Source organism: Streptomyces sp. CB02058 (genome assembly GCF_001905505.1).
GTDB lineage: Bacteria > Actinomycetota > Actinomycetes > Streptomycetales > Streptomycetaceae > Streptomyces.
In genome coordinates, this window is sequence record NZ_LIPG01000002.1 from 235,730 (window position 1) to 255,429 (window position 19,700).

The following is a 19,700-nucleotide window of genomic DNA, read 5'->3' on the forward strand; positions in this document are numbered from 1 at the left end:
CCGATGAGCGACGCACCCAACCGCGTGCGCCGGGCGGTCGGCCGCCTGTTCCGCCCCGCCGCCTTCCTGGTCCTGTTCCTCACCGAGGTCCTGCTCGCCGAGGGCGGCAGCCTCTCCGCCGCCGTCGCGCTCGCCGCCACCGCGGCCGCCGGCTCGGCGCTCCTCGTCTGCTCCGTCATCAGCGCCCGCTGCGCCTGCCCCGTACCTCGTACGAGAGTGCGCACCGCCATGCGCGACCGCGAGAAGCGCACCGCGTTCCTCCCGCAACGGGACCCCGACGCCAGGGGCCGCACCAGGCCCCGAGCGCCCGGCTCCGCCCTCCTGACGGCCGCGTAGAGGGCACGCTTTCCCCGACTCTCCACGCGGGTCGTCCTGCCGAGTTCTTTCCCGACTCCCCGGCACGACGAGACCCCCGGAGGGCTCACCCATGTCCGCTTTCATGTCCGCTTTCGCGAGCCTGGTCGGCGCCCTCGCCGACCTGCTCGAGCCCCTCTTCCAGCACGCCTCCACCGCCGCCGCGATCGTCCTGTTCACGGCACTCGTGCGGCTCGCGGTCCACCCGCTGTCACGGGCGGCGGCGCGCGGGCAGAAGGCCCGCACCAAGCTCCAGCCGCAGATCGCCGAGCTCCGCAAGAAGCACGCCAAGAACCCCGACCGGATGCAGAAGGCGCTCATGGAGCTCCACGCGAAGGAGAAGGTCTCCCCGCTCTCCGGCTGCCTGCCGAGCCTGCTCCAGATGCCCGCCTTCTTCCTGCTGTACCACCTCTTCTCCAGCCAGAGGATCGGCGGCGAACCCAACTCCCTGCTCGGTCACGAGCTCTTCGCCGCACCTCTCGGCGAACGCTGGCACAACGCGCTGGCCGACGGCGGACCCTTCGGGGAGCAGGGGCTCGTCTATCTCGCGCTGTTCGCGATCGTCGTCGCCGTCGCCACCTTCAACTACGGCCGCACCAAGCGGCAGATGGCCGCGAACCCGATGACCCCGGCCACCGGCCCCGACGGACAGCCCGTGCCCGGCATGGGGGCGATGACGAAGGTCATGCCGCTGATGTCCTTCCTGACCCTCTTCTCCGTGGCCTTCGTGCCGCTCGCGGCGGCGCTGTACATCGTCACCAGCACCACCTGGACCGCCGTCGAGCGCGCGTACCTCTACCGGGACACCCCGGCGACCGACGCCGCCCTCGCCCCCGCCGCGTAGCGGCACCGGTCCAGTGCGTGAACAGGGTCTTGCGGAGTGATCGGATGTCTTGGAGGATCAGCCAAGCCTTTCGCTGGCCGCAACCCACCGACGGGCTCGATCGAGACCAAGGGGAGATGGACCGTTGAAGCTTCTTCGAGTGGGTACGGCGGGCGCGGAACGCCCCGCGCTGCTGGACCGTAACGGGACCTTGCGGGACCTCTCGGGCCTCGTCGCCGACATCGACGGCGAACTCCTCGCCGACGCCTCGGCGCTGGCCCGGGTGCGGGAGGCCGCCCAGACGCCCGACGTTCTGCCCCCGCTCGACGCGGAGGGCCTGCGGATCGGACCGCCTCTCGGCCGGATCGGCAAGATCGTGTGCATCGGGCTGAACTACCACGACCACGCCGAGGAGACCGGGGCCGCGATCCCTCAGGAGCCGATCCTGTTCTTCAAGGCCGCCGACACCGTCGTGGGGCCCGAGGACACGGTGCTCGTCCCGCGCGGCAGCCGGAAGACGGACTGGGAGGTCGAGCTCGCCGTCGTGATCGGCCGCACCGCCCGCTATCTGGACTCCGCCGAGGAGGCGCTCGGGCATGTCGCGGGATACGCGACGGCGCACGACGTCTCCGAGCGGGAGTTCCAGATCGAGCGCGGCGGCACCTGGGACAAGGGCAAGAACTGCGAGACCTTCAACCCGCTCGGTCCCTGGCTCGTCACCGCGGACGAGGTGCCCGACCCGCAGGCCCTGCCGCTGAGGCTCTGGGTCAACGGCGAGCTGAAGCAGGACGGCACGACCGCGCAGCAGATCTTCCCGGTGGGCGAGGTCGTGCGCTATCTGAGCCACTTCATGACGCTCTACCCGGGCGACGTCATCAACACCGGCACCCCGGCGGGCGTGGCCATGGGCCGGCCCGAGCCCAAGCCGTACCTCCGCGCCGGGGACGTCGTGGAGCTGGAGGTCGAGGGGCTGGGGCGCCAGCGCCAGGAGTTCAAGGACGCGTGAAGGAGTTCAAAGACGCGTGAAGGCGGGCGCGGAGCGGCTGCCGGGAGCTCCCGGCAGCCGCTCCGGCGTCACGCCCCGGTACGCGTCGTGAACTGCTCCAGGGCCTCCACGACCAGTGCGTGGTCCTCGGCCTGCGGCAGGCCCGAGACCGTGACGGAGCCGATCACCCCGGCGCCCTCCACGGCGATCGGGAACGAGCCCCCGTGCGCCGCGTAGGTGTCCAGGTCCAGCCGCGAGGACTCCTCGAACGTGGTGCCCTTCGCCCGGAACCGCGTACCGACCAGGTAGGAGCTCTCGCCGTAGCGCTCCACCACCCGCCGCTTGCGGTCGATCCAGGCGTCGTTGTCCGCGCTCGAACCCGGCAGCGCGGCATGGAACAGCTGCTGGCTGCCGCGCCGGATGTCGATCGCGACCGGGGCGTGCCGCTCCCGGGCCAGGGTGACCAGCAGCCCGCCCAGCGCGTACGCGTCGTCGTAACCGAAGTGCGGCAGCGTCAGCCGCCGCTCCTGCGCGATCAGCTCGGAGATGGTCGGAGCGCTGGGGCTCATGCGTGCTTCTCCTCGTCGTGGTGGGGAAGGAGGGTGACCGACACGCCCTCGCGGGCCGAGCGCCGGGCAGCCTCCAGGACGTCCAGCGCGGCGGCGGCCTGCAGAGCCGTCACCGGGTTCCGGCCCTCGCCGCGCAGGGCCGACGCCACAGCCGCGTAGTACGCCGGATAGTCGCCGGGCAGGGTGCGCACGGGGTCGCCGCCGCCGGTCAGCGGCGACTCGCCGGAACCGATCCGGCCCCACAGCTCCTCCGGCTCCTCGCCCCACGGCACCCCGGCCACCGGACGGGCACCCTCGCGCAGGGCGGCCTCCTGCGGGTCCAGGCCGTACTTCACATAGCCCGCCTTGGAGCCGAGCACCCGGAAGCGCGGGCCGAGCTGCGCGGTGGTGGCGCTGGCATGGAGGTGGGAACGGACGCCGTTCGCGTGCGTGATCGCGATGAACGTGTCGTCGTCGGCGGCAGCGCCCGGACGGCGTACGTCGGACTCCGCGTAGACCTGGACCGCGGGGCCGAACAGCGTGAGCGCCTGGTCGACGATGTGGCTGCCCAGGTCGAACAGCAGCCCGCCGATCTCGTCCGGGTCGCCCGACTCGCGCCAGCCGCCCTTCAGCTGCGGACGCCACCGCTCGAAGCGGGACTCGAAGCGCTGCACCTCACCGAGCTCACCGTCCTCGATCAGACCGGCCAGGGTGAGGAAGTCGTTGTCCCAGCGGCGGTTCTGGAAGACCGAGAGCAGCAGTCCGCGCTCCGCGGCCAGCGCGGCGAGATCCCTGGCCTCGGCGGCCGTGCCGGCGAGCGGCTTGTCCACGACGACCGGCAGCCCCGCCTCCAGGGCGGCCTTCGCGAGCCGCACATGGGTCTTGTTCGGCGAGGCGATCACGATCAGGTCCAGCTCGTCCGCGCGCGGCCACAGCTCGTCGGACGACGCCACACAGCGGACGCCGGGGAACTCGGCGCGGGCCTGCGCCTGCCGCTCCTCGTTCGACGTGACGACCGTGTCGAGCACGAGGCCCTCGGTCGAGGAGATCAGCGGGGCGTGGAAGACGGAGCCCGCGAGGCCGTAGCCGACGAGCCCGACGCGGAGAGGAGCGTTGGCAGTCATGCAAACCACTTAAGCAACGCTGTTGCCAAAGTGCAAGCGATGGAGACAATGGTGCCGTGAACAGGAGCAGCAGCAGGAGCGGCGGGGCGAACCTGCCGTCCCTGCGCCACCACAACGCGTCGCTCGTCCTCGACCTGCTGCGCGTGGCCGGTGAGCAGGGCATCAGCCGGCTGGAGCTCGCCGAGCGCACCGGCCTCACCCCGCAGGCCGTCAGCAAGATCACCGGGAGACTCCGCGCGGAGGGCCTCGCCGCCGAGGCCGGCCGCCTCGCCTCCACCGGCGGCAAGCCCCGCACCGTCCTGCGGCTGGTCCCCGATGCCGGATACGCCGTCGGGCTCCACCTGGACCGCGACGAGCTCACCGCCGTCCTCGCCGACCTCGCCGGAACCACGGTCGCGACCCGCGCCTTCCCGCTCGATCTCGGAGCCCCGGCCGCCGATGTCCTCGCGACAGCGGCCCACGCGGTGCAGACGGTACGGGCCACCGCCCCCCGTACCGAGGACCGCCACGTCTTCGGCGTGGGCGCCGCGCTGCCCGGCCCCCTGGACCACCGCGCCGGCGTCCTGCACCGCGTCACGGGCTTCCCGCAGTGGGACGGCTTCCCGCTGCGCGACGCGCTCGCCGAGCGGACCGGGCTGCCCGTCGTCCTGGACAAGGACACCAACGCCGCCGCCCTCGGCCTCGCGCTGCGCGAACCCGCCGAGGCCGACTTCGCCTACCTCCACCTGGGCACCGGCCTCGGCGCGGGGCTCGTCCTCGGCGGCGCCCTGCACCGCGGGGCCCGTACCGGCGCGGGGGAGTTCGGCCACCAGACCCTCCAGCTGGACGGGGAGCCGTGCGGCTGCGGCGGGCGCGGGTGCATCGAGGCGCTCTGCCTGGGCGCCGCCGCCCGGGGCGACATCTCCGAGGCGGCCAGGGTCCTCGGCGCGGGCGCCGCCAACCTCGTGGGGCTGCTGGACATCGACCGGGTCGTCCTCGGCGGCCGTACCGTCGCGGCGCACGAGGACGCCTACCTGCGCGGGGTCCGCGAGGTCATCGAGGAGCGGGCCCGGCGGGAGGGCGCCCCGGCCGCGGTCCCCGTCACCGTGGCGGGCGGTGGCGACCGCCCCGTCGCCGAGGGCGCCGCCCAGCTGGTCCTGGCCCCGCTCTTCGGCCGCGCGGGCGAGGACGGCGGCGGCACCCCGGCGGTCTGAGGGCACCCACGGGGTCCGGCGGGCCAGGGTGCCTCACCGGCCGGGGCGTCTCCCGGGCCATGGGTGCCGGACGCCGCCGTTCGGGCGGCACGCGGCGCCACCGGGCAGAGCCGATCGAGCGGATTACGGCGCCCGAACGGGCGGAGTACGCCTCCGGGAGGTGGCGGCCCCACGCGCGCGGGTGGCAGCGTCGCGAACGGAGAAACGTCTTGCCATGGCCGTACGTCCGGCCGCGCGTGGCAGCGTCGCCGCCCACTGCGGGCGGCCGTCCGCCGCGACCGTTCGCGAGCAGCAAAGGGTGACCCCCTATGCCCACCAGACCCCCCGCACGACTGCGCGACGGACGCGCCCTCACCCGTCTCGGGCTGGCCGCGGGACTCGTCGTCCCGGCCGGGCTCCTCGGCGTACCGGCCGCCATCGCCATCCCCGTGACGGCCCCCGCCGTCTCCGTCACCGAGGAGGCCGCCGGGGCTCCCACGGCCCCGGACCAGCCGGTCTGCGGTGATCCGGACGGCGCGGACTTCCCCATCGAGACCCGCATCCACGGCGGTCCGGACACCTACGCCTCCGGCGGTGGCTACGGCACCTGGTACCTCGACCTCACGAACACCACGTCCGAGGCGTGCCACGCGATCCACCCCGTCCTGGTCCTCACCGACGAGGACAGGACGCTCACGGCCGAGCAGATCCAGCTGGAGTTCACCGAGCGGGCCCACCCCGACGAGGAGCACCGCGTCAGCTGGGAGTCCACGGACCGGGACGAACAGATCGGCGTCTTCGGCAGCGGGGAGCAGGACGACGGCTTCCCCGGCTTCACCGTCCCCGCGAGGAAGACCGTCACGGTCGAGGTCCGGATGGCGTTCACCTCCGACACCCGGCCGGGCAAGGTCACGGCGCACGCGGCCATCGTCCAGCGTCGCACCGCGCGGGACACCGCCGAGCAGGCCGGGAACGCCGACGGGGACTGGGTGGGGGAGTCGGTCGCGTACCCCTTCGTCATTGTCGAGGGCGGCATCGAGGCACCCGAGGACACCCAGGACACGCGCGACGGGACGGGGAACGCCGTCCCGGAACTGGCCCGCACCGGCCGGGACCGCACCCTCGTCACCGGACTCGCCGCCGGGGCGTTCGTGGTCGCCGGGGCCGCCGCCCTGGCATACGCCCGGCGCCTGCGCGCGGGCCACCGCTGACCGGCCGGGAGGGTTCCCGGTGATCGAACGGTTCCGTACGGCGGAAGCGGCTGCCTAAGATCGGGACGTCGGCGCTGCACAGCGCGGTGCCGCCGGCGTCCAGCACCTCGCGTGCACAGTGCGTACGGCAGGAGTCCGTCACATGGCAGAGCGCAAGCCGATCGAGTCCTGGCTGACCGACATGGACGGCGTCCTCATCCACGAGGGCACGCCGATCCCGGGAGCCGATGCCTTCATCAAGCGGCTGCGGGACTCCGGTCTGCCGTTCCTCGTCCTCACCAACAACTCCATCTACACCGCCCGTGACCTGCACGCGCGCCTCAAGCGCATGGGTCTGGACGTGCCCGTGGAGAACATCTGGACCTCGGCCCTGGCCACCGCCCAGTTCCTGGACGACCAGCGTCCGCGCGGCACGGCGTACGTCATCGGGGAGGCCGGACTCACCACCGCGCTGCACGACATCGGCTATGTCCTCACCGACCACGAGCCGGACTACGTGGTGCTCGGGGAGACCCGGACCTACAGCTTCGAGGCGCTCACCAAGGCGATCCGGCTGATCAACGGGGGTGCCCGCTTCATCTGCACCAACCCCGACGAGACCGGCCCGTCCGCCGAGGGCCCGCTGCCCGCGACCGGTTCGGTCGCCGCGCTGATCACCAAGGCCACCGGCAAGTCGCCGTATTTCGCCGGCAAGCCCAACCCGCTGATGATGCGGACCGGGCTCAACGCCATCGGCGCCCACTCCGAGACCTCCGCCATGATCGGCGACCGGATGGACACCGACGTCCTGGCCGGCCTGGAGGCCGGAATGCAGACCTTCCTGGTGCTCACCGGGCTCACCACCACGGACGACATGGACCGCTACCCCTTCCGCCCCTCCACCGTCGTCGACTCGATCGCCGACCTGGTCGAGCTGATCGACCTGCCGGAGGCGTAACCCGAGCGGGCTACAGCGGATGCGGGATGCCTCCCCGCGCGTGAACCTTCCTCTAGGAGGTTTACGATGCGTTCACTGCCCATCACATTCTGTGCCGCAGTGGCGGCCGCGGCGATATCCCTGCCCGCGTCCGCCGCCCTGGCCGAAGCGAAGAGCGACTCCAGGGAAGAGAAGAGCTCCGGGACGGTCTCGGTCAGCCCGTCCCGCGTCTCCCCCGGCGGGGAGGTCGAGCTGCGGGTCGACATCTGCGGCAAGAGCAGGTCGGCCCGGGGCAACTCCGAGGCGTTCGAGTCCGAGGCGCGCTTCGAGCCGGACGGCAAGGAGCTCGTCGCCGACGCCCGGATCCGCTCGGACGCCGCGCCCGACGACTACGAGGTCTGGGTGACCTGCAAGGACGGCCACGGCCGTGCCACCGGCACCGTCACCGTGGTCCACCACAGCAGGCCCTCGCCCGTCGCCCCCGTGCGGGCCGGCGGCGGCGGCACCGCGGTGCTCGCCGAGAAGGCCTCGGCCGACGAGGGCCCCGGGACCCCGCACGCGGTGATCGGCCTCGGCCTCGGTGCCGTCGCCGCCGTCGCGATCGCGTTCCGCAGCGTCCGGCGCCGTCGCTCGGCGCTGGACTGACATGTCCGCCCCTGACCGTCCGGCAGGAACGGGACGGCTGCTCACCGGTGTCGCGTGGGCCGTCCTCCTGCTGGGACTGTGGCTGTGGGGCCGCGCGGCCACCGCCGGCAACTCGGCCCCCACGACCGGTGACGTCGCCGCGGTCGGGCGCCCCCTGGGCGTACCGCTGCCGCCCGCCCACGACCCGCTCGACGGGGCCGCGCCCCAGCGGGTGGAGATCCCGTCCATCGGGATCGACGCGGACATCGTGCGGCGCGGGCTGGACGGCGAAGGGGCGATCGAGCCCCCGCCGTTCGCGACACCCGGAGCCGTCGGCTGGTACGGCGCCGGCACCGAGCCCGGCACCGAGGGCGCCGCGCTCTTCGTCGGCCACGTCGACACCGAGACGAAGCCGGCCGTCTTCTACGGACTCAGCGCGGCCAGGCCGGGCGAGAAGGTCCGGGTGAGCCGCTCCGACGGGAAGATCGCCGAATTCACCATCGACGACGTCCAGGTCTTCACCCGTGCCCGCTTCGACGCGCAGAAGGCCTACGGACAGCGCGAGGACGGCCGGGCGGAGCTCCGGCTGATCACCTGCGGCGGTACGTACGACCACGCGTCCCACGCGTACACGGCCAATGTCGTCGTCTCGGCGTACCTCACGGGTGAGTCGGACGGTGCCAAGAGCCGCGCCTGACGAGCCCCGCCACGGATCGGCCTGGCCCGGCCGGCACCCGCTCCCCCTCGGAGTCGCCGGCCGGGCCGGTCCTCGACCGCGGCGCCCCGCCCGCGGGAGTGGACGGGGCACGGCACGGGAGGTCGGTTCGTGCCTGACTGACTGGCCACTGTAGGGCGCTCGCGGGCAGTGGCCGGAGAGTTTCCAGCAGGATGTCCGGATCCGTACGGGAGCGTCCGGGGCCCGATCCGCTGTGCCAGGATGGATTCGACCGGTGGCGCATCGTGACGAGCCGGTGGCGCACCGGCACGAGGGGGAGCGGATGTACGGCAGTCGCACCGGACTGAGGGCGAGCGCGGTGGCCGGGATGGGGGCGGTTCTGCTGCTGTCCGGGTGCTCCTCGTCCGACGGCGGGGGAAAGTCCGGCGACGGGGGCAAGGACGCGCCGGCCGCGGTCGGCCGGCAGCCCCAGGGCGACGGTCCGTACTGGGTCAATCCCGACGGGAACGCCGCGCGGCAGGTGGCCGCGTACGCGGAGGCCGGCGAGAAGAAGAACGCCGAGCTGATCCGGAGGATCGCCGAGCAGCCGGTGGGGGAGTGGATCGGCCCGGAGAACGCCCGGGAGACGACGAAGGGCTTCACGGAGGCGGCCGAACAGGCCGACCGGGAGGCGCTGCTCGTCCTCTACAACATTCCGCACCGGGACTGCGGCCAGTTCTCCAAGGGCGGTGCCGCCGACGGCGACGCGTACCGGACATGGCTGGAGGACGTCGCCCAGGGCATCGGCGACCGCCCGGCCACGGTCGTCCTGGAGCCCGACGCGCTGCTGCACCTCGTGGACGGGTGCACCCCGCAGGAGTCGCACGAGGAGCGGTACGGCCTGCTGAAGGGCGCGGTCGAGCGCCTCAAGCAGCAGCCGGCTGTCACGGTCTACATCGACGCGGGCAATGCGGGGTGGCAGACCCCCGACGCGCTGGACGAGCCCCTGCGGCGCGCGGGCATCGCGGCGGCGGACGGCTTCGCGGTGAACGTGTCCAACTTCGAGACCACCGAGGCCAGCAGGGACTTCGGCAAGCGGCTGTCGGCGAAGGTGGGCGGCAAGCCGTTCGTGATCGACACCAGCCGCAACGGCAACGGCCCGTACGAGGGCGGCGATCCCGCGGAGACCTGGTGCAACCCCCCGGGCAGGGCGCTCGGCGAGCCCCCGACGACGAAGACGGGCGACGAGCTGGTCGACGCCTATCTGTGGGTCAAGCGCCCCGGCGAGTCCGACGGCGACTGCAAGGGCGGGCCGAAGGCGGGCGACTGGTGGCCCGAGTACGCCCTGGGGCTGGCCCGCGCCACGAAGTAGGCCGAACGCCCCGGGAACGTCCGGGGCGTTCGGGGGCGGGGACCACCGGGGGAGGGCCCCTCAGGGGATCTCCACCCACATTCCCTCCGACGGCGTGCCGTCGGCGTCGGTGACGAAGAGCATGTACCAGCCCGAGGGCACCAGGGCCCGGTTCTCCGGGACCGTCACGGTGATGCCGTCGGCGGACTTCTCCAGGCCCAGCTCGATCGACCGCTGGTCCGTGTCCGTGACATGCGTGACCGCGCCGGGGCGCATCAGCTTCGCCGAGGTGATGGACGAGGCGTGCCGGGTGGTGAACAGGCCTGTGCCGCCCCGGGAGACGCGCTCGGGTCCGGCCGTCAGCTCCGGACGCCCCTCGCGGTAGAGGTACGGCGGCGAGTAGATCTCGATGCGCTGCTCGAACGTGCCGGGCCGGGTGTTCGCCTCGTCCGCGTACAGCGGGTCGGAGCCGAAGATCATGACCCGGCCGTCGGGCAGCAGCACGGACCCGGAGTGGTAGTTGCGGCCCACCGCCGGGTCGGCGACCCGTGTGTACGTGTCCGACGCGGCGTCGTACAGCCTGGCCTGGAGGAGGTCCGAACCGCCGCGCCCCCGGTAGTCGCTGGAGCCGCCCGTGACCAGCACGGAGTCGTCGGGCAGGAGCGACGCGCTCGGGTAGCGGGTGCCCTCCTCCAGCGTGGCGCCGTCCGTGAAGCGAGGCTTCTCCCCGGTCAGGTCGACCAGCCGTGACTTCTCGCTGGACTTCTCGGACTCGCCGACGCCGCCCCCGCCGATCACCATGTACTTCTCGTCCTGCGCGGGAGCCAGCCGCACGGCAGCGGAGGTCTCCAGCTTGTCCGGGTCGCCGATCCCGGGGACCTTGGTGAAGCGGTTGGACTCCAGGTCCCAGACGCCCGGGTCGCGGCCCACGTCGGCGGGTCCGTAACCCGCGTTGGAGCCCGAGTAGAAGAGCTTGCCGTCGTTCATCAGGAAGACGGCCGGATAGGTCGGGAACTTCCGGACGATGCCGGTGTAGTCCCACTTCTTCGTCTCCGGGTCGTAGATCTCGTCCTTGCCCGGGACGATCTGGCCTATCTCGTCCAGGCCGGAGAGGGCGAGGACCTTGCCGTCCTCCAGGGTGGTGAGCGTGGGATACCAGCGCGCCTCGTTCATCGGGTCGACGCTGATGTACCGCTCGGCGACCGGGTCGAACTCGTAGGCCTCCTTGATGCCCTGGAAGTCCTTCTTGTCGAGGGCCAGCTTCTGCGCGATCCCGTACACGTTGCGGGCGTCGGAGCCGGTGAGACCCGAGATCCGGTAGTTGTCCTCGGTGCCCGTCTCGTACGCCGCGCCGGACTTCTTCGCCTCGACGTAGATCCGGCCCAGGCCGGGCTCGTTGCGCAGGAACGCCCCGGTCTCCTCGTCGAAGACCTTCGTGGCCTTCTCCACGAGCACCGGGTCCTTGGAGACGAACGTCCTGCCATTGTCGCGGCCGGTGAAGCGGGTCCCCGCGGGCACGGTGACCGGCTTGTCCGGGTCCTCGTTGTGGACGATCATCAGGCCGCCCGCCTTGGTGACATCGCCCTCCAGCTTCTCGTAGCGCTTGGTACCGCCGGCGATGAGCAGCTTCCCGTCGGGCAGCTGGGTGTGCCCGGCGCAGAACATGTCCTTCGGCGTCGGGATGTTCTTGAAGGTGTTCCTCTCCGGGTCCCACAGCACCGAACGGAAGCTCTTCGCGTCGAAGTTCTTCTGGTCATTGCCCGACCCGGCGACGAGCAGCACCTTGCCGGTGTGCAGCAGCGCCGCGTGGATCGTGTTGATCCGGAAATCGGACGGGACGTCCAGGAAGTCCCAGTGGCCGTTCTCCGCCTTGTAGCCCTGCTGGTTGATGGCGTACGCGTGATAGCGCTCGGTGCCGAAGCGGTACAGCCACGGCCCGTTCGTCCCGGCGAGCGCCAGAATCACCGCCGTACCGATCGCCATGCGGCGGGTACGGCGGCTCGGACGGTACTTCATCGGTCACGTCTCCCCGGAGCGGTCTGCATGGTCTCCTCGTTCCCCGCCCGGGCCGGTTCCTCCGGCACGGGCACCGGGACCGGCGCGGGCTCGTCCGGGACCGGTCCCGGAGGCCGCGCGGCCGGTCCGGCGCGGCGCTTCCCGCGCTCGGCGCGGACCGTGTACCGCCAGCCGGCGATCGGCGCCGCGGTGATCAGCAGCGCCAGCGAGGCCCAGGTGAGCATCGCCGGGTGGCTGTGCCCGAGGACGAGGGAGGCGGCGATCGAACCGCCGAAGACCAGGACGAAGAAGAGGTGGATACGGAAGGTGCCGAAGAGCGTGTCCGGGCTGGACGAGTCGCCCTTGGGCGTCACCACGAACGAGCTCTTGCGGCGCAGCACCGCGTCCATCAGCGAGCGGGCGTAGACGGGCGCGGAGAGCGCGGACATGACCATGCCGGCCAGGCCGCCCGAGCCCTCGGGCTCGTGCGGCGAGACGTTGTGGCGGCGGTTCCAGACGTAGAGGCCGATCTGGAGCGCCGACGCGTTGCCGTACAGCATCATCCAGATCACCGGGTCGATCTGGACACCGGATGCGCCCATGCCGAGGAAGAGGGCGCAGCTGAGGGCGGCCAGGATCCAGTTCAGGGCCGACATCGGATAGAAGATGATCATCATCGTGTAGTTGAAGAGCTTGCCCGCCGGGAGCGAGAACCAGCCCTTCCAGTACTGCGTGAGGATCGTCTCGTACGTCCCCCGGGACCAGCGCAGCTGCTGGGTGAAGAAGTCGGTCCACGCGCTCGGGCCCTCTCCGACCGCCAGGACGTCCGGGGTGTAGACCGAGCGCCACTTCCTGCCGGTGAGCGGATTGCGGTGGCGGTGCATCTCGAACCCGGTGGCCATGTCCTCGGTGATCGAGTCGTACAGGCCGCCGATCTGCTTGAGGGCGGAGATCCGCACGGCGTTGCTCGTGCCGACGAACATCGGGGCGCCGTAGCGGTTGCCCGCGCGCTGGATCAGCGCGTGGAAGAGGAACTGCTGGGACTCGGCGGCCTTCGTGACGAAGGTGTCGTAGTTGCCGTAGACCTGCGGGCCGATGACGAAGCCGACGTCCGGGTCGCGGAAGTAGCCGAGCATCCGCTCCAGGTAGTTGGGCAGCGGGACGTGGTCGGTGTCGACCGAGGCGAAGTAGTCGTACGCGTCGCCGTGCGCGTCGAGCCAGGCGTTGTAGTTGCCGTGCTTGGTCCTGGCGCGGTGCGGGCCCTTTGGCGTGTTCCAGCGGGCCACGCCCTTGCGGGAGAAGTGGTGCACCCCGAGGCGGGCGCAGACCTCCTTCACCGCGGGGTCGTCACCCTCGTCCAGCAGCCAGACGTGCATCAGGCCCCGGTGCCGGATGCGCACGGCGGCCTCCAGCGTCTTCGTCACCATCTCCAGGGGCTCCTTGCCCGGGACGAAGGAGGTGAGGAAGGCGACGCGCGTATCGCTCTCGGGTACGACGGGGACCGGATCGCGGGCCACCAGCGTCGCGTGCGCGTTCGACAGGACGTTCATCGTGCGGAAGAGCTCGATCAGGCCGATCGAGACCAGCATGACGATGTCGAGGACCAGCAGGGTGTCGTTGTCGAGGTTCGGGTCGCGCTCGGTCCAGTGCTCGGGCTGCATCAGCCACGCGAAGAGGCCCAGCGAGACGAGCGGCGCGGCGCCGAGCAGCAGGGCGGCGCGGACGCGGTGCGTCTCCTGCGAGAGGAGCGAGCGATAGCGCACCGTATACGGACGGCCGGGGTCGGGCTGGGTCAGTGGCCCGGCGAGCCGGCTGTGGTGCTCGTAGTCGTAGCGAGGCGGCGCCTTCGTCTGCCGCTTCGGTCTCCCGGCGCGCGGCTGCGGAGGTATTCGCAGCTGGACCGTCCGGGAAGGGTCGTTGTGCTGCCGGTCGCCCGACGGCGTCGACGTCATGGTCATCCCCCCGCACGCAGCGACGCTGCGTGACTTTCACCTGTGCGTCTCTCGGCGGGGTCCCCACCCCGCGTGCGTTCCGGTTCTCTTTCCCCCCGCCCGGAGGCCGGTGGAGCCCCGGACGACACCTGGTCAGGTTGTCCGGTTCGTGGCATGAACGCAAGGGTGAAACGGGCTGTTTACCAGCCATACGTGCGATTTGGGAGAACCGTGAAGGAGGCGCACAGGAGTGACGAAAGGGCGCCCCGGGGGCGCTTGCGCGCCGGGGGAGGGTATGCGAAAGGCCCCTTCACGCTGGGTGAAGGGGCCTTTCGTGTGCGTGCGCCGTCAGGGACTCGAACCCCGGACCCGCTGATTAAGAGTCAGCTGCTCTAACCAACTGAGCTAACGGCGCCTGCTGACCTGGAGAACTTTACCCGATGGCTGAGTGTGCTCCGAACCAATTCCTCTCCGGCTCGGCCTGTCGGATGGTCGTTTTTTCCCTTTAGTCAGTAAACATGAGGTATGCCGGGAACGTTGACGCACGGACGATCTGGACGACTGCCGAGGGGAAGAGGAGTCGCATGACTGTGCCGGTCTTCGAGGAGTACGAGCCCGCTGCCGACTGCGGCTGTCCGGGCTGCGCCCAGCACAGGCGCGGGGCCGCCGCGCTGCCGGTGCGCTACGGCGGCCATCCGGCCGCGCACGGCACACGGCGTGCGCTGGTGCTGGTCACCGCGGCCGGACTCGTCCTGTCCTGCGGCGCGGGACAGGCGGCGGCTCTCGCCGCGGGCCCCAAGGGCCGCGCGGACACCACGGCCGATCCCCAGCCGGCCACCCCGCAGGGCGATGTGGGCCCCCTGAACAGCGGCGGAGCCTCGGGGCCGCCGTCCGACGCGGGTTCGGCGCTGCGCACGACGACCCGGGCCGACATCATCAACCGCGCCAAGAAGTGGGTGACCGCGAAGGTCCCGTACGACATGGCGGCGTACTGGTCGGACGGCTACCGGCAGGACTGCTCGGGCTTCGTGTCGATGGCCTGGAACCTCGCGGCCAACGAGTGGACCGGCAGCCTCGCCACCTACGGGACGAAGATCGCCCGGGCCGACCTCCAGCCCGGCGACATCCTCCTCTTCCACAACCTGGCCGACCCCGCGGTGGGCTCGCACGTCACGGTCTTCGGCGGCTGGACCGACCACACGCACACGCACTATCTCGCCTACGAGCAGACCCGCCCGCACGCGCGCAAGGCGACGACGCCGATGGCGTACTGGAGCAACTCCTCCAAGTACGTGGCCTATCGCTACAAGGGTGTCGTCAGCGGGGCGAGCGAGAGCGGCACGGGCACGGCGTTCCCCGGGGCCGGGAAGTTCGGCCCCGGGGCGAACAACGCGCATGTGACCAAGCTCGGGCAGATGCTCATCGCCCAGGGCGGCAAGCGCTTCTACAAGGACGGCGCGGGACCGCGCTGGGGCGACGCGGACAAGCGGGCGACGCAGGCCTTCCAGCTGGCGCAGGGGTGGAAGGGCAAGGAGGCGGACGGAATCCCCGGCCCCGGCACCTGGAGCCTGCTGGTCAAGGGCACCGGCCACAGGATTCCCGCCGCCGGGACGGGCAGCGGCACGGCCGTGCCCTACCCGGGGAAGCGCTGGTTCGCCCCTGGGCAGTCCAACAGCCACGTCAAGAAGCTCGGCACCCAGCTGGTGAAGAAGGGATACGGCAAGCACTACACGACCGGCCCCGGCCCGCGCTGGACGGAGGCCGACCGCCGCAACGTCGAGGCCTTCCAGAAGGCCCAGGGCTGGAGCGGGAGCGCGGCCGACGGATACCCGGGGCCGGAGACATGGCGACGGCTCTTCGCATGACGGCCGGAGCGACGGACGGACATGAGCGGCTACGGAACGGACTGACGGAGGCGGGAATGCGATCCACGGAGAACGTACGGGGCGAGTGGGACGAGCTGGGCGAGCGGGACACGCGAGTGGTCGTGCCCGGTCCGGGACCGGGCGTGGGACCGGGTCCGGAGATGGGCTCCGGACCGGGCTCCGGACCGGGGGAGGCGCCGGGTCCGATGCCCGTGACGGAGCGGGCCGAGAGCGGGGCGCCGGACGCGGCGCGTGATCCGGACCTCGTACGCGATCCGGGCCTGGTACCCCGGCCGGGCCCGGAGCGGGCGTCCGACCTCGCGCCGGGGCCGGGGGCCGTGCCGGCGGGGGAGCGTGACCCGGACTTCGTGCCGGGGCCGGACTTCGTGCCGGACCCGGGCCTCGTGCCGGGGCCGGGGCGGGAGCCCGGTGGGTCCGGGGCTCCGGGCGACGAGGTGTCCCCCGCGGCCAGGCCCTTCGCGGCGGAGCCGCTCACGGCCGGGGTTCCCGCGGCTCAGGCCCCGGCGTTCGACTCCCCTGAGACGGCGGTGACCGCGGCCGGATCCTCCGAGGCGGGGCCGGACCGGGTGGAGCCGATCCGGCCGGAACCCCTCGCCGCGGGTTCTCTCCTGGACGAGCCCTTCCGGCCGGAGCCTCTCCCGGCGGAGCCGCTCCCCGCAGAACCCTTCCGGCCGGAGCCTCTCCAGGCGGAACCCTTCCCGGCGGAACCCCTCGCGGCCGATGCCGAGGACATTCCGGCGGACCTCGGCCCCGCCCTGGACGCCGTGGCCGAGGTGGGCCGCCCCGGCCCGCACATCGGCGTCTTCCCGCAGATGGACCCGGACCCGGACCCGGACCCGGACCCGGACCCGGGCCCGGACCCGGACCCGGACCCGGTCCTGGACACGATGGTTCTCCCGGAGGGTCCGGGTGCCGGACCGGGCGCCCCGGCTGATCTCCGCAAGCCGATCCGCGCCGATGAGCGCGCCCAGGTCAGCATCGGTGTGGGCGCCGCCGACCCCGTCGCCTGGTGGGGTGCCGGGCGAAGGCAGCCCGTCATCACGACCGAGACCACCGCGCCCATCCCCGTGCACCTGCTCTTCCGGGACGACGGGACCGGCGGCGCGCCCGCCGATCCCGCGGCGGGTGCCGCGGTCCTCACCCGGCGGCCGGGTGCGCGGCGCCCGCCCCTGCCGCGCTCGCCCCAGGCTCAGGTGTCCGCACGGCCCGCGCCCCTCGCGGACCCCAGGCTCGCCGAGCGGCCCGGACCGGTCCTGCCGGGATGGGCCGCGCTGCTCACCGCTGCCGCCGGGACCGCCGCCGGGCTCGCCGTGCTGGGGTGGCAGGGCGCGCTGCCCACCGCCGTGACCAGCAGGATCGGGCTCGGGGAGCGCGCGTACGACGGTGTGGGCCTCGGAGTCTGGGCGCTGCTCGCGCTGCTGATGACCGTGGTGCTCCTCGCGCTCTGCGGCCTCGGCCGGGGCCGGGTCGGCCACACCTCGGTGCTGACGCTCTTCGGTGACTACCGGGGCAGTGTCCGGCGCACCGGTCTGCTCTGGATCTCGCCGCTCCTGCTGCGCCGCAGCATCGACGTACGGCTGCGGCACTGGCGCAGCGAGTCGCTGCCCGCGATGGACGCGAACGGCACCGCGCTCAGGGCCGTCGTCCTCGTCGTGTGGCGGGTGAAGGACACCGCCCGGGCGGCCCTCGGGGTCGCGGACCACGAGCGGTATCTGAGCGACCAGGTCGAAGCGGCGCTGGCCCGGGTGCTCTCGCAGCTGCCCGCCGACGCCTTCCACGAGGACACCCGCACCCTGCGCGACGCGGAGGCGGTGGGCAACGCGCTGACCAGGATGCTCAAGGCGGACTGCGCACCCGTGGGCATCGAGGTGTACTCGGCGCAGCCGACCGGGATCGAGTACGCCCCCGAGGTCGCGGCGGCGATGCAGAGGTGCAGGGTGGCGGCCCTCGACGCCAAGCACCGGGACGGCGTCCTGACCTCGGTGGTCGACGCCGTCGACGACACCGTGGGCCGGCTGACCGCACGCGGCATCGTCGAGCTCGACGCCTACGAACACAAGGCGCTGGTCAGGGACTTGACGGTGGCCTTCTACACCGGACGTAACGGTGGAGAAGGGGCCTGACCGCTCCCGGTGACAGGGGGACGCGCACTGAAACCCGACCCACATTGGTCTGGACATGTTCATGCCGCGTCAATAATCTGGACTTGGTCTAGACCGCACAAGACCTGCGCGCAGCAGAGCCCCAGAACCTCCCCCACGTTCTCGAGGAGCGACACAGCATGCGGAAAAGGGCAAGCGCGGCCGTCATCGGCCTGGCGATAGCGGGCGTCTCGATGTTCGCGACCGGCAGTGCCAGCAGCCACGGCTACACCGATTCCCCCATCAGCCGGCAGAAACTCTGCGCCAACGGCACCGTCACCAACTGCGGCAACATCCAGTGGGAGCCGCAGAGCGTCGAAGGCCCCAAGGGCTTCCCGGCGGCGGGACCGGCGGACGGCAAGATCTGCGCCGGCGGAAACAGTCAGTTCGCCCAGCTCGACGACCCGCGCGGCGGCGCCTGGCCCGCCACCAAGGTCACCGCGGGGCAGGGCTACAGCTTCCGCTGGCAGTTCACCGCCCGGCACTCCACGACCGACTTCCGCTACTACATCACCAAGAACGGCTGGGACTCCAGCAAGCCGCTGACCAGGGCGGCCCTTGAATCACAGCCGTTCATGACGGTGCCGTACGGGAACCAGCAGCCCCCCGCCACGCTGACCCACCAGGGGACCATCCCCACCCAGAAGACCGGCAAGCACATCATCCTGGCCGTCTGGAACGTCGCCGACACGACCAACGCGTTCTACTCCTGCTCCGACGTGCAGTTCTGACGTCACCCGCAGCGAAACGCACACAGCACAGTGGGCGGTCTCCCCGGAAGGAGACCGCCCACTGTGGTGTCTGTGCGCCGTCAGGGACTCGAACCCCGGACCCGCTGATTAAGAGTCAGCTGCTCTAACCAACTGAGCTAACGGCGCCTGCTGACTCGAAAATAATACCTGGTCCTCGGGGGTGCTGTTGACACGCGTCCGCACCCCCGGGGAGTGGTGCTGCCCACACCCGCGCGCGGGCAGCGGGAAGGTGCGGGCCCGCCCCTGACCTGCGGGCCCGCACCACCTCGCTATATATACAGAGCAAGGAGCGCCGGAGGCCACCCGCCGGTCGCGGCACGCCGCGGACCCGGGCGGGGACCGGCCCGCCCGGCGGGGCTCAGAGCGTCAGGGACAGCAGGACCGGGGCCGCGCGCCGGTTGAGCGTGGCCGCCGCGGCCCGCAGCCGGTGCGCGTGCTCGATCGGCAGGGACAGCGCCAGGCACCCCGCCGACGACCCGGCCGTCAGCGGAACCGCCGCGCACACCGTGCCCACGGCGTACTCCTGGAGATCGAGGACGGGCACCGTCGCGGGCTGGCTGTCCAGCTTCGAGAAGAGCACCTTCTCGCTCGTGATCGTCCGCGAGGTCAGCCGTGCGATCCGGTGCCGCGACAGATGGTCGCGCCGGCCGTTCTGGTCGAGCTGGGTCAGCAGGCACTTGCCGATCGCGCTGGCGTGCGCGGCCGAGCGGAAGTCCACCCACTCGTTGACGGCGGGCGTGCGCGGACCGTCGGCCACCTGTGTGACGCGGATCTCCCCGTCGACGTACCGGCTGACGTAGACCGCCGCGCCGACGGAGTCCCGCAGCTGCACCAGCGTCTGCTGGAGCTTCGCCTCCAGGGCGCGGCGGCGGGCCGCCCCGGAGCCGAGCTCCAGGAGGGAGGAGCCGATGATGTAGGCGCCGTCGGTGACCTGCTCGACGTAGCCCTCGCGGCGCAGCGTCAGCAGGAGGGGGGTCAGGTGCCCGCGCGGCAGTCCCGTCTCGCGGGAGATCTGGGCGTCCGTCACCCCGTCGCCGTGCGTGGACACGGATTCGAGCACACGCAGGGCGTACTGCACCGAATGGAACGGCGCCTTCGGCTCGGGCTTCAACGCCACGGTTCCCCCTTCAGGGCCTCTACCAGGTTGTGACCGCAAGCTCACGCACAACGATAGTGGCCAAAAGGGCGCTTCGGAGAGGGTGTTGACGACTTCTTGGTGCGCCCCGGACGTC

17 protein-coding genes and 2 tRNA genes are annotated in these 19,700 nt (G+C 72.0%); 12 read left to right on the forward strand and 7 right to left on the reverse strand.

What is annotated here, in order from left to right:
• Nucleotides 1–3: 3 nt before the first annotated feature.
• From AMK10_RS08335 to AMK10_RS08345, 3 genes are all read left to right on the forward strand, one after another.
• Nucleotides 4–336 (forward strand): DUF6412 domain-containing protein, encoded by a 333-nt coding sequence (locus AMK10_RS08335; protein WP_073746518.1) that lies wholly within the window; start codon nt 4–6, stop codon nt 334–336.
• A 91-nt stretch (nt 337–427) separates the two neighbouring features.
• Nucleotides 428–1,198: a YidC/Oxa1 family membrane protein insertase gene (locus AMK10_RS08340; RefSeq protein ID WP_073746520.1), complete on the forward strand. Its 771-nt coding sequence runs from the start codon at nt 428–430 to the stop codon at nt 1,196–1,198.
• Nucleotides 1,199–1,322: 124 nt separating this feature from the next.
• Complete coding sequence (locus AMK10_RS08345) at nt 1,323–2,183, forward strand: fumarylacetoacetate hydrolase family protein (RefSeq protein WP_073746522.1); 861 nt, start codon at nt 1,323–1,325, stop codon at nt 2,181–2,183.
• 68 nt (nt 2,184–2,251) lie between these two features.
• Here the strand turns inward: AMK10_RS08345 and AMK10_RS08350 are convergent, their stop codons facing one another.
• Both AMK10_RS08350 and AMK10_RS08355 read right to left on the reverse strand, forming a co-directional pair.
• Nucleotides 2,252–2,731 (reverse strand): heme-degrading domain-containing protein, encoded by a 480-nt coding sequence (locus tag AMK10_RS08350; RefSeq protein ID WP_073746524.1) that lies wholly within the window; start codon nt 2,729–2,731, stop codon nt 2,252–2,254.
• Nucleotides 2,728–3,834 carry a Gfo/Idh/MocA family oxidoreductase gene (locus AMK10_RS08355; RefSeq protein ID WP_073746526.1) on the reverse strand — a complete coding sequence of 369 codons (1,107 nt, stop codon included), beginning with the start codon at nt 3,832–3,834 and terminating at the stop codon, nt 2,728–2,730. The genes AMK10_RS08350 and AMK10_RS08355 overlap by 4 nt, the downstream gene beginning before the upstream one ends.
• A 56-nt stretch (nt 3,835–3,890) precedes the next feature.
• Here AMK10_RS08355 and AMK10_RS08360 point away from each other — a divergent pair, with 56 nt between their 5' ends.
• The 6 genes from AMK10_RS08360 (at nt 3,891) to AMK10_RS08385 (ending at nt 9,784) form a co-directional block, all read left to right on the forward strand.
• Nucleotides 3,891–5,027 carry an ROK family transcriptional regulator gene (locus AMK10_RS08360; protein ID WP_073746528.1) on the forward strand — a complete coding sequence of 379 codons (1,137 nt, stop codon included), beginning with the start codon at nt 3,891–3,893 and terminating at the stop codon, nt 5,025–5,027.
• 308 nt (nt 5,028–5,335) lie between these two features.
• Nucleotides 5,336–6,217 carry a hypothetical protein gene (locus AMK10_RS08365; protein WP_073746530.1) on the forward strand — a complete coding sequence of 294 codons (882 nt, stop codon included), beginning with the start codon at nt 5,336–5,338 and terminating at the stop codon, nt 6,215–6,217.
• Nucleotides 6,218–6,359: 142 nt separating this feature from the next.
• The gene (locus AMK10_RS08370) at nt 6,360–7,154 is read left to right on the forward strand and encodes an HAD-IIA family hydrolase (protein WP_073746532.1); all 795 of its coding nucleotides are present in this window, start codon (nt 6,360–6,362) and stop codon (nt 7,152–7,154) included.
• 66 nt (nt 7,155–7,220) lie between these two features.
• A complete protein-coding gene (locus AMK10_RS08375) occupies nt 7,221–7,778 on the forward strand; it encodes a hypothetical protein (protein WP_073746534.1) in 558 nt (185 codons plus the stop codon).
• 1 nt (nt 7,779) lies between these two features.
• Nucleotides 7,780–8,454, forward strand: coding sequence for a class F sortase (locus AMK10_RS08380; RefSeq protein WP_073746536.1), 675 nt, complete (start codon nt 7,780–7,782; stop codon nt 8,452–8,454).
• Nucleotides 8,455–8,755: 301 nt separating this feature from the next.
• Nucleotides 8,756–9,784 carry a glycoside hydrolase family 6 protein gene (locus tag AMK10_RS08385; protein WP_073747991.1) on the forward strand — a complete coding sequence of 343 codons (1,029 nt, stop codon included), beginning with the start codon at nt 8,756–8,758 and terminating at the stop codon, nt 9,782–9,784.
• A gap of 60 nt (nt 9,785–9,844) precedes the next feature.
• On the opposite strand, the gene AMK10_RS08390 is transcribed toward AMK10_RS08385, so the two are convergent.
• From AMK10_RS08390 to AMK10_RS08400, 3 genes are all read right to left on the reverse strand, one after another.
• Complete coding sequence (locus tag AMK10_RS08390; protein WP_073746538.1) at nt 9,845–11,779, reverse strand: kelch motif-containing protein; 1,935 nt, start codon at nt 11,777–11,779, stop codon at nt 9,845–9,847.
• Entirely contained in the window at nt 11,776–13,710 is a 1,935-nt protein-coding gene (locus AMK10_RS08395; protein WP_073747992.1) for a glycosyltransferase family 2 protein, read from the reverse strand. Before AMK10_RS08395 ends, AMK10_RS08390 begins: the two co-directional genes overlap by 4 nt.
• A 320-nt stretch (nt 13,711–14,030) precedes the next feature.
• A tRNA-Lys gene (locus AMK10_RS08400) sits at nt 14,031–14,104 on the reverse strand.
• A gap of 169 nt (nt 14,105–14,273) precedes the next feature.
• Between AMK10_RS08400 and AMK10_RS08405 the strand changes: the two genes are divergently transcribed.
• The 3 genes from AMK10_RS08405 to AMK10_RS08415 all read left to right on the forward strand — a co-directional run bounded on the left by AMK10_RS08405 (nt 14,274) and on the right by AMK10_RS08415 (nt 18,447).
• Nucleotides 14,274–15,554 (forward strand): peptidoglycan-binding protein, encoded by a 1,281-nt coding sequence (locus tag AMK10_RS08405; protein ID WP_073746540.1) that lies wholly within the window; start codon nt 14,274–14,276, stop codon nt 15,552–15,554.
• Between the two features lie 56 nt (nt 15,555–15,610).
• Nucleotides 15,611–17,698 (forward strand): SPFH domain-containing protein, encoded by a 2,088-nt coding sequence (locus AMK10_RS08410; RefSeq protein ID WP_241839502.1) that lies wholly within the window; start codon nt 15,611–15,613, stop codon nt 17,696–17,698.
• Nucleotides 17,699–17,856: 158 nt separating this feature from the next.
• Nucleotides 17,857–18,447 carry a lytic polysaccharide monooxygenase auxiliary activity family 9 protein gene (locus AMK10_RS08415; protein ID WP_073746542.1) on the forward strand — a complete coding sequence of 197 codons (591 nt, stop codon included), beginning with the start codon at nt 17,857–17,859 and terminating at the stop codon, nt 18,445–18,447.
• Nucleotides 18,448–18,520: 73 nt separating this feature from the next.
• Here AMK10_RS08415 and AMK10_RS08420 read toward each other — a convergent pair.
• Both AMK10_RS08420 and AMK10_RS08425 read right to left on the reverse strand, forming a co-directional pair.
• Nucleotides 18,521–18,594 (reverse strand) — tRNA-Lys (locus AMK10_RS08420).
• A gap of 232 nt (nt 18,595–18,826) precedes the next feature.
• Nucleotides 18,827–19,585 carry an IclR family transcriptional regulator gene (locus tag AMK10_RS08425; protein ID WP_073746544.1) on the reverse strand — a complete coding sequence of 253 codons (759 nt, stop codon included), beginning with the start codon at nt 19,583–19,585 and terminating at the stop codon, nt 18,827–18,829.
• Nucleotides 19,586–19,700 lie beyond the last annotated feature (115 nt).

Bases quoted from the DNA above. Each gene is read 5' to 3' on its own strand.
- AMK10_RS08335 (WP_073746518.1), top strand. From the start codon at position 4: ATGAGCGACGCACCCAACCGCGTGCGCCGGGCGGTCGGCCGCCTGTTC.
- AMK10_RS08340 (WP_073746520.1), top strand. From the start codon at position 428: ATGTCCGCTTTCATGTCCGCTTTCGCGAGCCTGGTCGGCGCCCTCGCC.
- AMK10_RS08350 (WP_073746524.1), bottom strand. From the start codon at position 2,731: ATGAGCCCCAGCGCTCCGACCATCTCCGAGCTGATCGCGCAGGAGCGG.
- AMK10_RS08355 (WP_073746526.1), bottom strand. From the start codon at position 3,834: ATGACTGCCAACGCTCCTCTCCGCGTCGGGCTCGTCGGCTACGGCCTC.
- AMK10_RS08365 (WP_073746530.1), top strand. From the start codon at position 5,336: ATGCCCACCAGACCCCCCGCACGACTGCGCGACGGACGCGCCCTCACC.
- AMK10_RS08370 (WP_073746532.1), top strand. From the start codon at position 6,360: ATGGCAGAGCGCAAGCCGATCGAGTCCTGGCTGACCGACATGGACGGC.
- AMK10_RS08375 (WP_073746534.1), top strand. From the start codon at position 7,221: ATGCGTTCACTGCCCATCACATTCTGTGCCGCAGTGGCGGCCGCGGCG.
- AMK10_RS08380 (WP_073746536.1), top strand. From the start codon at position 7,780: ATGTCCGCCCCTGACCGTCCGGCAGGAACGGGACGGCTGCTCACCGGT.
- AMK10_RS08385 (WP_073747991.1), top strand. From the start codon at position 8,756: ATGTACGGCAGTCGCACCGGACTGAGGGCGAGCGCGGTGGCCGGGATG.
- AMK10_RS08390 (WP_073746538.1), bottom strand. From the start codon at position 11,779: ATGAAGTACCGTCCGAGCCGCCGTACCCGCCGCATGGCGATCGGTACG.
- AMK10_RS08395 (WP_073747992.1), bottom strand. From the start codon at position 13,710: ATGACGTCGACGCCGTCGGGCGACCGGCAGCACAACGACCCTTCCCGG.
- AMK10_RS08405 (WP_073746540.1), top strand. From the start codon at position 14,274: ATGACTGTGCCGGTCTTCGAGGAGTACGAGCCCGCTGCCGACTGCGGC.
- AMK10_RS08410 (WP_241839502.1), top strand. From the start codon at position 15,611: ATGCGATCCACGGAGAACGTACGGGGCGAGTGGGACGAGCTGGGCGAG.
- AMK10_RS08415 (WP_073746542.1), top strand. From the start codon at position 17,857: ATGCGGAAAAGGGCAAGCGCGGCCGTCATCGGCCTGGCGATAGCGGGC.